Here is a 13,010-nt window from a genome sequence, read left to right as displayed (position 1 = left end):
AAAAAGAGTCTGACGGTTTAGAGACTGTAATAGGAAAAGTAAAAGGAGACACCAAGTAATGGCTTTACGATCTATAATTGCAGGGATGATATTGATATCCTCCTCATCATATGCCTTTGAAAAATGTCCGGCAGATTCAACAAAGTGCTCTACTACAACTTTAGGCAAACTAGAATATATTTGGGGTAAAGGGGTAAAAGACAAGCAATCTCGCATTTTACTTAATGGGAGCGAGATTTTTAAAAATGATAGTAACCAAATTGGCGAGGATGTCGTCGGCGAAGGACGGGTTCTGGATAATAAGAATAATATTAGCAAACTGATTATTTATTACGTTTTAAACACCCCGCAATATATAACAACCGACCCCAGGTATGGAGATTTGTATCGATACAGAGCCTATAGACTTTTTGATTTTTCTGGTAAAGAAGTTGTGATTTCAAACGAGTTTTACCCACCTGCGAATTATGATGCCCCTTTAAGATGGGTGTCGTGGGGGCAAAAAAACTCTGTGATTTCTTTTGATGATGGTTCCCGATTCAAATATGAAAATGGTCGCGTGACGATGATTGATGATGGTTTCGAGACTGAGGGAAACGAATGATTTATTGTCGGAATTCTTATTTGGTGTTAGATGTCCGATGTCGCCAGGGGATAGCTCATTATCCCCCAGGGTTTGGGGGTATATATGGTGTGACGATGAATTGAAAATAAAATATTATCGCAATGTAATAAAGGGAGTCAGGCTTTATGTCAGGAGCATGAATTGATGGTGGGAAAAACTGCAGAGTGATTCTGTATCTGAATAGCGCAGGATTTCGGGTCAGAGTTAAAAAAGCGACGATCTCTGATTTAGCATTATGCTGATTTTAGGGCTGGGGCAAATTATGGTCGGGGTCTTAAAAGTGCGTGGAAATAAAATGGGTGTACTTACAACAGAACCCAATAAAGCTGGTTCGCGCCCGTACCAATTCTAATGATCGTAAAATTACGATAAAAAAATATATGATTTCTTTGTCACAAAGAGGGATATACCATTGCGATATTTATACAGTCTCAAAAATCAAAAGGAATTTTTTATGAGATTGTTAGATGTTTCAGAAGCAAGTTCTCTCTCTGGGGCCGGAGCGGAGTCTTACAGATTAGCTGTTAACCTTGAGATTGCACAGGTTATGACTGCAAAATTTGCTCAATGTAATGTAAAAGATCTGACTACGGATATGTTCAAATCTGCAATAGCAGCCGGTGTGCTCGGTTCGATGACCGGAGCCGTAGTAGTGCCGGGAATCGGAATGGTGCCAGGATGGATTGCCGGGGCAGCGTCAGGCGCAGCAGGAGCGGCTTTCACTTACGGATTGACCTGCTGGTGGTAATTAAATTGGTAAAGAAAGCCGTTTTAAACACGTTGCTAATAACTTTAGCATTATTTTTAATTGACTATTTTACTGTCGAGGATTTCTTGACGGTAAAAAACTCAATTAAAGTACTTTTGACTGGGATTCTGATAGGTCTAATAAACTATAAATTACACGTAAAATAAAATAGCAATAGCTCAGGCTTTCAGCAAAATACCGGCTGAAAGCCTCGCTTTATGACAGCGACGGACCGTTAGACTGTGAGCGCCCCAGCTTCCGGTTCGCCTCAATGTCGTTCGGCCTCACGACAACCAGCGCGATTGCTCGCTTAAACTTTGCACCTGCCTGCTCAAACCCGTGACGCGCTCGCTCAGCGCCGTGTTCTCCCGTTGCATACGGGGGTGAGTTTGGATATGGGGAATTTTTGCACATTCAACGCATTATTTAACCGATCCGAATGTGTAAGGGATTGATTTGTAAGTATCCCTCATAAACGAACCATTCACTTTTAGAGATCTTCCGACATACTCATTATGTCCCCTGAGGAGATCACCATGCGTAAAGCCCGATTCACCGAACACCAGATCATTGCCGTTCTGAAGTCCGTCGAAGCCGGACGTACCGTCAAGGATGTCTGCCGCGAAGCCGGTATCTCGGAAGCCAGCTATTACAACTGGAAAGCGAACTTTGGCGGGATGGAAGCCTCTGATATCAAAAAGATGAAAGATCTGGAGGATGAAAACCGGCGCCTCAAACAGATGTTTGCTGATCTCAGCCATGAATGCCGGGCACTGAAAGACGTCATCGAAAAAAAAGCTTTAAAACCAGCGATAAAGCGTGAACTGGTCAGCTATCTGATCGTGCAGTTTGCCATGAGCTTACGCCAGGCCTGCAGGACATTGCCGCTGAGCAGGACGGTATTTCGTTATCAGCCGGATACGCGACGTGATGAGCCGGTTGGCGCTGACCGTGGCGGCTGAACGCTATCCGCGATCCGGATTTAAAAAGCTTTTTCAGGTACTTCGCAGGCAGGGCAATAGCTGGAACCATAAAATAGTTCACCGTATTTACTGCCTGCTGAAACTGAATTTTCTCCGTAAGGGAAAACAGCGCCTGCCGGTACGTAATCCGGCGCCGCTGGCTACGCCGGAGGGGATGAACCAGAGCTGGTCCATCGATTTTATGCACGATGCGCTGGTCTGCGGCAGACACTTCCGGACCTTCAATGTGGTGGATGACTTTAACCGCGAGGCCCTCGCACCAGAAATCGATCTGAATATCCCGGCACAGCGGGTGGTCAGGGGGCTGGACAGGATCGTGGCAAACCGGGGTTATCCGCTGAAATTGCGGATGGATAACGGCCCGGAACTGGTCTCGCTGACGCTGGCTGGCTGAATATAACAGCGAACGGCCCCATGAATCCCTGAATAACCTGACGCCGGAAGAGTACCGGCTGATGACTGAAACTCCGGACATCTCAAAAAGTACGTGGAACTAAAACGGGTGCGCTTACACGATGGCACTAGGGGATAGCTCATTATCCCCTAAGGTGAGGGAATATGTGGCGAGGTGATAAATTGAAAATGAAGTATCATCGCAATGTAATAAAGGAAATCAGGCTTTATGTCAGGAATATGAAGCGATGTTGGAAAAATCTGCAAAATGGTTCTGTACCTGAATGGGGCTGGATTTCGGGTCAGGGTCAAAAAGGCGAAGATCTCTGGGACGACAAAGTTACGGGATATTACGGTAAATATACCGGGAGTTCTGACAGTTACTGGCAATACAAAGCATGCTGAGAAAACTCGCTCGTAACAATAGGCGATGGTATTTATGAATATGTTCTTCATTAAACTACCACTTTAAATAAAAACAAAAGAAAAAGCACGATGAAGTTTATTATGTTAATGATGCCTAATGTAATCTTCTTTCTTATCATTGCTATGCAACAACACAAAGTAAAAAACACTACAGAAACAATGGGTAAGGTTAATGCGTAAATTAAGTACAGATAGTTTTGCATTGGATCTTTAAGTACATATCCTGTTATGAAAAAAAACGAAGCCAAGGAAATATATAACTGAGATAGAAAAAATAGTATTTTCGAAAAAGTTAGCATGGTTATAAATTATTCCTTTTATTGTCGAGTAAATTTATGTCTGGTGATGACAGACGGGTTAGTTTCTCTGGTCAATGAATCGAATGTAGATTGGTTTGCCGTTAACTTCTCCTATGATATCACTACCTAAAACAGATTCCCTTAGCCCAATATAAAATAAACGGTCTCCCCATGAAATACATCCTCCAATTGAGCCGTTTAAGCAAATTGCATCATCGGCTATCCAAAATTTAACATCTCCACTACGCTTTATATGTCCAATGTTGTTTTTAACGAAAAGAATATCATCACACTCATCTGTAAAAGGATTCCATTTCTCGATAATTTTCTTGCTGTTTTTTTGCCAGAGTTTTTCTTGAGCATAATGGGAAATAGGCGCATCATCGACTAAGATAACAGTAGACTTGCAATACTTACCCCAAATTTCACTGTGTTCTGTGTGCTGATAGACTTTATTTATTTTTCCTTGCCGTAGATAGAGTGCATATAATATATAAAGCGCACTAAAAATAAATATAATGACAATTGCGTTTAACGTTTTCATTCTATTATCCTTCTATCCAAATACTGAAGTTTGATTCATTAATAAAGGGTTTGAAGCCATAATTCCTGTAGCGCTGAAGAATGAACCAAGAGCAAAACCAGGGGAGGAGCTCAAAAGCTTTCCCATTCACATCAGCAATATCTAGTCCGAAATGATCCTGAATCTGAAACGTTAACCGTGCTTTGAAACTCTTACGGTGAAATACACCAGTATCAGTTTCTATAATCTCGAAATCATCAAGATATATCTTCGTTGAATATGTATCATGGATAGTTATACCCAGTCCATTGAACCAATCCAAATCAGTAAATTTTGGCAGAATAACTTGCTCTGCAATGTCTAATGTTATTTTATTAATATCATTACCTTTTAAGATGTTATATTCATTCTTATGGAATATTTTTTGTATGATTTTTTTTATTGTACCCACACATTCTTTTGTGGTTCCATGCTCCAGAAATGCCTTATTCAACAGCTCATGGCGTAACACGCCGCCTTCATTCTTTCTGAATTTATCAATCATGATCCTGATGAGCGGTGCATATTCTCCCCATGCAGTCCAGTAGGCCATACTGTCCATGCTGGCAAAGTGTTCATCCACCGTTTTGGTGAAGTCAAAAAAATTAACCTTTAACTCCTCACCAAACACGTTAATCCGGTTCAGCTTCCCCTGCGCCAGTATCTGCTCTTTGGATAAGTCGCCATAACGCATATCGTCAGTTGTAAAATCATTCATCTTATTTTTCGTACTATAGATGAGCCGACGTTCTGCTTTCTGGAGCTGGATCATCAGGCCGCGCGGGTCGAAATGCCAGACCAGACCGGTTAACTCCTGCTGGGTATCCACGGGGAGTTTATCGAAGAATGACAGCGCCTTCGCGTGCTCCTTCAGCGCCGTGTAACTCTCCTCGCTCATGGGCTCAGGCAGCGAGTCGTTGGGCGCTTTCAGCCAGGAAAAGCGGGTATCAAATGTTGCGAAGTCCCACTCCAGCGGGAATTTACAGATAAATGGCGTAAAATCGGTATTCTGTTTTTTCAGCGCTTTTTTTATTGTTGCTGAATTGCACTGACCGTCTGGCGTGATGTCGTCGTTAACAAGAGTCCAGCCCGCCCAGTCGGGGAAATCGGCATCCGTCCAGGTCTTCACCGCCGGGGATGAAACATCCACCCATCCTTCGCCGCCAGGGTATACCACACGTACCCACTCGCTGTAGGTTTTATGTCCGCTGACTGCCGGTGTGGGTTCGCAGATGTAATCAACGGCAAGAACTGTTTCGCCAACAGGCTGGTAATCATCACCGACCTTATGCAGCGTCCGGGTTTTAGCGCCTTCATGGATGATATAGAGTGATTCGGTGGTAACGCAGCATGGAGATGCTGACAGCCCGTAAGGCGTGCTTCCCTCATAAATGGCGGTCCCGTCCGGAAGAAGGAAATAACGACGGCCATAAACAGGTTTCGTTCTGCCCGGCGCGCTGACATCCAGATTGCCATGGTCGCGACCACCCAGCATCTTCAGCATGTCGGAAGAGCAGCACAGCTGAAAATGGTACGCGTTTTGCCCGCTGACCATCCCGGTGGTGCCAATGACCTGGCCCCGTCTGACGGCGACCCCCACTTTATCCTGAATTTCGGAGCGTACCTGCTTCATGTGCATGGTCAGCGAATAAAACACGTATGACACCGGCTCTTCACCAATGAGCATTTCATGACGGATAAGTACACACCCGTTATCCGTTGCGCCGTCGTAATTCAGCGGTTTTGTATCACGTTTATCCGTGGGCGCAGGATAGCTGGCATAAACCACCACACCATCAGCAACGGCCCTCAGCGGATTGGCTAACGCGCCGGTATCGGTGTGGGGAATATGAATGCCACCGTGCCAGGATCCAACACCATTTACCGGAAAACCACGACGCGGGTCGACAGGCATCGTTCGCATGACCCAGGCGGCATACTCTTCATTATTCTGGCGGGGAAACAGAATGGGCGGTGAAATGTGCATCAGGGCATTCCTTGCTTATGAAAATGAAAACGTGTTCAGAGCCGGAGGCTGATCTGCCACTTTGTTGTGAGAGGGTAAATCCACGGACATCGTTGTGGTTCCTGTTACAACCGACCGCTTAATCTTTCGCGTACAGGTCGAACTCGTGCCGTACTCTGTCTTCCCGTCCTGGAGGATGAGGTAGCTCCCGCCACCAATCAGCGTCACTTTTTTCTTTCCCGCGAACAGCATGTCGCCCATCGCTATCAGGCTCAGCTTCTGCCCGGCGCTCAGGTGCATTTCCCCGTTCTGCGCCTGTATCTGCACCGGGCCTTCGCTGGCGTTCAGGCTCAGCGAACCTGTTCTGGCAAACACCCCGACGCTTTCCCCAGCCAGTATCGAGGTGTTGCCCATCGCGCCGATACTGATATCGCCGCCTGCATTGAAGGCCACGTTCTGCGCGGCGGTCATCTGCATGTGCTCACCGCTGGTAAACGCCACACCCTCCGGACCATGAAAGTGAATCATCCCGTTAAGCGGCTTCAGTCGTTCATTAAACATCGCAATCTGGCTGGCAATATCCGCTTCCAGCGACTGCGCCTGTTCCGCGGCTGCAGCCAGAGCCTGTAACTGATGCCGGCAGATTTCAATTTCCCGCAGGGCGGTTTCCATATCCAGCACATCGCCAGCAGCTTTAGCCTGACCCTCGGCGGTGACGAACAGCCCTTTTGCCACCCGAATTACACCGTATTCATCGGTGCGCAATTCAAAGCCGGAGCCTCGCGGTTTGCCCTGTCCGTCAGTGATATGTCCCTGATTAAGCTGTGAAGCGCCATACGGGGTGGTCAGCGCAATATGCTCCTCACCGCGCAGGTCTTCCATCCGCAGTTCATTCCCGCCAGCGGTGCGCAGAATGTTCTGGCTGCGGTTATCACGGGTTACAATATCGGCATGTTCAGAGTCATGCATGGCATGAGAAATATAGGGCAGGTCAATATCGCCGTTGCTGAATGCAATGACGACTTCAGTTCCGTCAGTTAGTGGTGTGTGCCAGCCGTACATATCACCGGCATACGGTTTTGCCATCCGTAGCCACAAATAACCGTGGCCCTGTTTACTGTCCCTGCGGTCAAAATCCAGCTTTACACGATAACGTCCATGCTCATCAGAATGGGCAAAGATGTCGCCTTTTTCCCGGCTCTCAATGCGGGCGGGAAGCGTGCCGTGAATTTGAGGGCGTTCAGGGCAGTCCGGGCGAAAGCACCAGCGCTCAGTATAGGGCTGTCCCCAAACTGAGACATGCAGACGGGAGTCACGCGAGCCAATAAACGTCACCAGCGTCATAATGACACCCTCTTTCAGCTCAGTAATGATATTACCCTGTGGTTCCAGTACCCGCCCGGGCGTCAGGTGGGGGGCGTTGCTGAAGAGATGAATCCGGGCTGACCTATTCAGTTCGCGTTCGTGATGAATTCGCGCATAGAATGCGCCGCTCTCAGTGGCGGGCTCCGGATCAGTACCGTCACCGTCTTCCAGGTATGTTTCACCGTAACGGTAATGCTCACCTGCTGTCACCGCATCACTGCGCACGGAGACTCTGGCATACATAGGCGTGGTGGCGGTACGGTAGTTTGCATACACCCCGCCTGGTACCACGTTGTGCCATGTGCGCACTCCCCAGACACACTCTTCCGCCGAAAGACCCGGGGGCTCCCGGTATGGCAGTCTGACATCAAACACATACTGAAGCTGGGTATCACCAAAAATAACAACGTCCAGTTCTGTTGTGTCGTTCATTTCAAAACGGAACCAGATGCCCACTTCGGCCAGCAGTCGCTGGATAAATTCGAGGTCAGTTTCGCGCCATTGAGTGATGACTTCACGGCACGGATAGGCACGGGATAGGCGGAATTCAAAATCCGGCCCCTCCAGCCCGTGAGTACGCAGCACCTGTTCCACCACCTCCGGTACCGACAGATTCTGAAAAACGGCACAGTGGCGGGAGTGGGAGAGCAGGGCAAGGCGGGATTCAAGAGTAATGGCGTAATGAGACTGGTCGGCGCTGGTGGAGAGCCATTCGAAAGCGGTAATCATACCGTGAACGGCTTTACGTCCGTTCATGTCGAAGCTGGCATATTTCATCAGAACACTTTCACCCTGCACGGTCTGCGGCGTGGTGAACTCGATATGCCACGAGAAAGGCTGGCTCAGGGCCTCCCGGCCTCTGAATCTCAGCACATCAGCAGTAACCGTGCTGTCATTAATATCCAGCCTGTAGAGCGATAAAGATTTATTCAGGGCGAGTGCAGTTAAATCCATTAACGGGACACCTTCCGGGGTGAAGAGCAAGCCACAGCCTGTTAACACGCAAAATAAATGTGGGTTATTGTCTTTTATATGCACCACCAGACAATGATTTTTTGATTAACACTCTGAAAATCAGAATATTGCCGCCTGTAAAACGATGGTAGCGAGACCGGAGGGGCAGGACATCACTAAAGGGCAATGCCAAGACTGGATGGAATAATTGAGTTGTAGCATCTGCGGTCATCACGCCCACAAATCTACCGGAACCCCAGCAAGCAAAAACCCGCCTTTTGGGCGGGTTCTCTGAAGAAGTGGTGCCCGGACTCGGACTAACGCCGTCAGGCGTTGAACAGCGCGCTTGTCGCGCTGGCCCCGAAGGGGTGAGCCGCTTGCGGCGAATAATCGAACGAAGTTCGATGGAGAGTCCGGAAGCAGAAAAGCAAAAACCCAGCCATAGGCTGGGTTCTTTAAATAGTGGTGCCCGGACTCGGAATCGAACCAAGGACACGGGGATTTTCAATCCCCTGCTCTACCGACTGAGCTATCCGGGCAACGGGGCGCATTAAACCCTAATCGTCTTAAGGCGTCAACCTTATTTCTAAAAATGCTATCCAGTTGCTCAAGTTTGCGGCAATCAGCGCGATTGCGCAGCGAAATCAGGTTAACGCGCCGCCCTGGCGGCAGCAGGCGAAACGCAGAATATCTTCTGCCAGCCGCTGCGCCGTATCGACATCGGCCTGGCTGCGCTTAACCAGCATCCGGCTCAGACACCCTTCCAGCACCAGTTCCATCTGCTTCGCCACCATCGCCGGATCGTCAACTTCCAGCTGCGTCAGCACCTGGTGCGTAAAGTCGTAAGCATCGCGCTTTTGCTGATCCGCCAGTTGATGGATTGGGTGTCCAGGATCGGGAAAGAACGTACATGCGGCGATAAACAAACAGCCGGGATAGCGGTTGTTGCTGACGCATTCAGTCAACGCGCCGTAGCGCGCCAGCAGCTTCTGCTCATGAGTCAGCGTCTCATCCAGCAACAGCTGTCTGCGCCAGGCATCAATCTGCTGGCTCAGATAACGCAGCGCATCATAGAGCAGGGCTTCTTTATCCGGCCAGAAGCGGCGCAGCTCATTGAGGGGATAGTCGATGCGATCGGCAACCATTTCAAGGGTGGTTTCGGCAATCCCTTTTAGCTCAAGTAATTGCAAAGTCTGGCTCAAAACGTCTTCGCGTTGCACGGTGTTCTCCTCCGTTATCTGAAGCGAGCTCCCCCAAACAGTGTTGTTTATAGGGTGCGATTGCGCAAATGCGCGGCAAAGGTTGCCGCATCCATAAAACCGGTCACCCGGTCGGCGGGCTGTTCGACGCCTTGCGCGTCGAAAAAGAGGATCGTCGGCAGACCAAGCACATTCAACTGGCGCAGCAGCGCGGCATCCTGCGCGTTGTTCGCCGTCACGTTGGCCTGCAATAACACGCTCTCTTTCAGCGCCGCCTGCACTTGCGGGTCACTGAAGGTGTACTTCTCGAACTCTTTACAGGCTACGCACCAATCCGCATAAAGATCCAGCATTACCGGGCGACCTTTTGCCTGCGCCAGCGCCTTGTTCAGATCATCCACGGTCTGGATCGCGGTAAACGCCAGCGGCGAATGCGTCTGTACAGTGGGCGCGCCAAACGCCCAGTCCTGCAACGGACGAGCACACACCAGCGCAGCGCCGAGCAGGGCAATTTGCACGACACGTATTACCGGGCGCGTCACGTTGAGGCTGGAAATGAACGCCCAGGAAAAAAACGCCAGACCCAGCAGCGACCAGAGCCGTAATCCCCATGTATCACCCAGTACGCGCTCCAGCAGAAAGACGGGCAGGGCGAGGATGACAAAACCAAAGGCGATTTTGACCTGCTCCATCCATGGCCCGCTTTTCGGCAGCAGCCGGTTGCCAAACACCGTGACCAGTATCAGGGGTAAACCCATGCCCAGCGCATACAGATAAAGGGTGCCGCCGCCGAGCCACAAATTACCACTCTGGGCAATATAGAGCAGAATGGCGCTCAGCGGCGCGGTAGTGCAGGGTGAACAAATCAGCCCGGCGATTGCGCCCATGGCGAACACGCCGCCAGGCGATCCGCCCTGCTGGCGGTTACTCCACAGCGTTAAACGGGTTTGCAGTGCGGACGGCAGTTGCAGGGTAAACAGGCCGAACATCGACAGCGCCAACAGGCTAAAGAGCACAGAGAGCCCAATCAGCACGTAAGGATGTTGTAATGCCGCCTGAAACGATAATCCGGCAGCGGCGACAATCAGCCCCAGCGCGGTGTACGTCAGCGCCATTCCCTGTACGTAGATAAACGCCAGCAGCAGCGCACGCGGGGTGGACAGGCGCTGTTTGCCGCCCAGCACAATGCCGGAAATCAGCGGATACATCGGCAACACACAAGGGGTAAACGCGATGCCAATACCGATAAGCAGCGCCCAGAGTGCGGAAAAAGGCAGTGAGGCTGCAGGCGTGTCGTTTGCGGTAACCGGCTTTTCGGCGGGCGCTGGCGCAGTGGATTGTGCGGCGGCAACCTCCATCAACGGCACGACTTTGGTTTCCGGCGGATAGCAGAACCCGGCATCGGCGCAGCCCTGATAAGTCACCGTCAGCGTCGCGCCTTTCGTCGCCTGCGTAACGTCAAGCGGCAGCGTGAGTTGCTGGCGGTAGATCTCGGTTTTGCCGTAGAACTCATCTTCATGCATCTCCCCGTCTGGCAATGCCAGCGTGCCAATGCGGGCCTGATTCGGGGTGACGCGAATCTGTTGGCGGTAAAGGTAGTAACCCTCTTTCACCTGCCAGTTGAGCGTAAGATTGTGCTGATGTTGCTGAAAATCAAAAACAAACGCTTGATCGGCAGGGACAAAACTGGAGCGACCAGGCGCGTCGAATAATCCGGCAAAAGCGGTTGTGCTGCACAGCAGCAGGATCAGCGTAAAGATGCGTTGAGCCATGAGAGGTAATCGTAATCTCCGTGGGTAACGGGCAAAGCCAGTAATTCCGGGGTCTGGTACGGGTGGTGCGATTTAATACAGGCGAAAAGATCTTCCAGATGCGCGACGTCAGTTTTCAGCAGGAGCTGAACTTCGTACTCCTGCTCCAGTTTACCTTCCCAGTAATAGAGCGATGTCGCGCCCGGCAGAAGAGTGACACAGGCGGCAAGCTTATCGGCCAGCACTTTGGCGGCCAGATCCTGGGCAGTGGCTTCATCCGGGGCAGTGCAGAGTACAACAACGGCATCAGGCGTGTTCATCGTCAACCTCGTAGCAGCGAAAGTACCGACTATACCACGCGAAGGAAAAGGATCGGGCCGCAAGGCGACCCGATTTTAAGGACTTTTACAACAGGATACCGCCAAAGATGAAGCCCAGAATGACGCACAGGGCAATAGCGATCACGCCTGGGATGAGGAACGGGTGGTTAAACACGAACTTGCCGATGCGCGTTGAACCGGTATCGTCCATCTCAACCGCCGCCAGCAGCGTGGGGTAAGTGGGCAGCACAAACAGCGCGGAAACTGCCGCGAACGATGCAACGGCGGTCAGCGGCGAAACACCCAGCAGCAGCGCGGCGGGCATCAGTGCTTTAGTGGTTGCCGCCTGCGAGTAGAGCAGTGTCGCGGCGAAAAACAGTACCACGGCCAGCAGCCACGGATAGTTATGCAATAAGTCACCGGCCACCACCTGGATATCTTCAATATGGTGCTTCACAAACGTATCACCCAGCCAGGCAACGCCCAACACGCAGATACAGGCGCTCATACCCGATTTAAATGTACTGGCGTTCAGCACTTCGCCGGTGTCGATTTTGCAGGTCAGGCAAATCAGCGTGGCGATGGTCAGCATAAACACCACAATCGCTTCGTTACGCGGCAGTACCGGATGAGCAATCAGCCCTACGGTTGGGCTGATTGCAGTGGCGTACAGCATCACCGCCACGATGCCAATCAGGAACAGCAGCACCGAACGCTTAGCGTGGGGTTTCAGTTCAAATACCTGGCTACCGCGCAGCTTCACTTCACCTTTCGCCAGACGCTCCTGGTATACCGGATCGTCTTTCAGCTCGCAGCCGAGGAAATTACACACCACGGCGGTGATCATCACGGCAATCAGCGTGACAGGAATACAGATCGCCAGCAGCGTCAGGTAACTGACGCCCAGCGGTTCGAGGATACCGGCAAAAAAGACCACCGCGGCAGAAATAGGCGAGGCCGTAATGGCGATTTGTGAGGCGACTACGGCAATCGACAGCGGACGCGATGGGCGAATACCTTGCTCTTTCGCCACTTCGGTAATCACCGGCAGCGTCGAGAAGGCGGTGTGCCCGGTTCCGGCAAGGATTGTCATAAACCAGGTGACCAGCGGCGCAAGAAAGGTGATGTACTTCGGGTGGCTACGCAGCATGCGTTCAGCCAGGCTCACCAGGTAATCCATGCCGCCCGCCACTTGCATTGCGGCGATAGCGGCAATAACGGCCATGATGATTTCGATGACGTCGAAGGGAATGGCGCCAGGCGGGATTTGGAAGAACAGGGTCAGGACAAGAACGCCAAGGCCACCCGCAAACCCAATACCGATACCGCCAAGCCGGGCGCCGAGGTAGATGGCTAATAAGACGAGGACAAGCTCTGCTGCAAACATAATTGGCTTCCTTGTTTAACTAAGTGATATCG

At 50.7% G+C, this 13,010-nt stretch carries 9 protein-coding genes, 1 tRNA gene and 2 pseudogenes; 3 read left to right on the top strand and 9 right to left on the bottom strand.

Annotated features, from left to right (window positions below):
* Positions 1–58: 58 nt before the first annotated feature.
* Positions 59–604: a hypothetical protein gene (locus AWR26_RS23460; protein ID WP_064568732.1), complete on the top strand. Its 546-nt coding sequence runs from the start codon at positions 59–61 to the stop codon at positions 602–604.
* 475 nt (positions 605–1,079) lie between these two features.
* The gene (locus tag AWR26_RS23455) at positions 1,080–1,373 is read left to right on the top strand and encodes a hypothetical protein (RefSeq protein WP_064568731.1); all 294 of its coding nucleotides are present in this window, start codon (positions 1,080–1,082) and stop codon (positions 1,371–1,373) included.
* Between the two features lie 284 nt (positions 1,374–1,657).
* Here the strand turns inward: AWR26_RS23455 and AWR26_RS23450 are convergent.
* A pseudogene (locus AWR26_RS23450) lies at positions 1,658–1,750 on the bottom strand (MbeD/MobD family mobilization/exclusion protein); the annotation flags it as partial.
* Between the two features lie 159 nt (positions 1,751–1,909).
* On the opposite strand from AWR26_RS23450, the pseudogene AWR26_RS23445 reads away from it, so the two are divergent.
* Positions 1,910–2,853 (top strand): annotated as a pseudogene (locus AWR26_RS23445) (IS3 family transposase).
* A 679-nt stretch (positions 2,854–3,532) separates the two neighbouring features.
* Here AWR26_RS23445 and AWR26_RS23440 read toward each other — a convergent pair.
* The 8 genes from AWR26_RS23440 to AWR26_RS23405 all read right to left on the bottom strand — a co-directional run bounded on the left by AWR26_RS23440 (position 3,533) and on the right by AWR26_RS23405 (position 12,978).
* Complete coding sequence (locus AWR26_RS23440; RefSeq protein WP_064568729.1) at positions 3,533–4,018, bottom strand: hypothetical protein; 486 nt, start codon at positions 4,016–4,018, stop codon at positions 3,533–3,535.
* 4 nt (positions 4,019–4,022) lie between these two features.
* Entirely contained in the window at positions 4,023–6,023 is a 2,001-nt protein-coding gene (locus tag AWR26_RS23435; protein WP_064568728.1) for a DUF3289 family protein, read from the bottom strand.
* Between the two features lie 15 nt (positions 6,024–6,038).
* Positions 6,039–8,321 (bottom strand): type VI secretion system Vgr family protein, encoded by a 2,283-nt coding sequence (locus AWR26_RS23430; protein WP_064568727.1) that lies wholly within the window; start codon positions 8,319–8,321, stop codon positions 6,039–6,041.
* 463 nt (positions 8,322–8,784) lie between these two features.
* Positions 8,785–8,860 (bottom strand) — tRNA-Phe (locus AWR26_RS23425).
* Positions 8,861–8,965: 105 nt separating this feature from the next.
* Entirely contained in the window at positions 8,966–9,541 is a 576-nt protein-coding gene (locus AWR26_RS23420) for a transcriptional regulator (protein WP_064568726.1), read from the bottom strand.
* A gap of 47 nt (positions 9,542–9,588) precedes the next feature.
* The gene (locus tag AWR26_RS23415) at positions 9,589–11,292 is read right to left on the bottom strand and encodes a protein-disulfide reductase DsbD (protein ID WP_064568725.1); all 1,704 of its coding nucleotides are present in this window, start codon (positions 11,290–11,292) and stop codon (positions 9,589–9,591) included.
* A complete protein-coding gene (gene cutA, locus AWR26_RS23410; protein WP_064568724.1) occupies positions 11,268–11,591 on the bottom strand; it encodes a divalent cation tolerance protein CutA in 324 nt (107 codons plus the stop codon). The genes AWR26_RS23415 and cutA overlap by 25 nt, the downstream gene beginning before the upstream one ends.
* Before the next feature lie 85 nt (positions 11,592–11,676).
* Positions 11,677–12,978 (bottom strand): anaerobic C4-dicarboxylate transporter, encoded by a 1,302-nt coding sequence (locus AWR26_RS23405; RefSeq protein ID WP_064568723.1) that lies wholly within the window; start codon positions 12,976–12,978, stop codon positions 11,677–11,679.
* Between the last annotated feature and the right edge of the window lie 32 nt (positions 12,979–13,010).

Origin of the sequence: Kosakonia oryzae, assembly GCF_001658025.2 — a bacterium.
Classification (GTDB): Bacteria; Pseudomonadota; Gammaproteobacteria; order Enterobacterales; family Enterobacteriaceae; genus Kosakonia; species Kosakonia oryzae.
The sequence above is the reverse complement of the archived record's forward strand: the minus strand, read 5'-3'. Positions and strand labels throughout refer to the sequence as shown.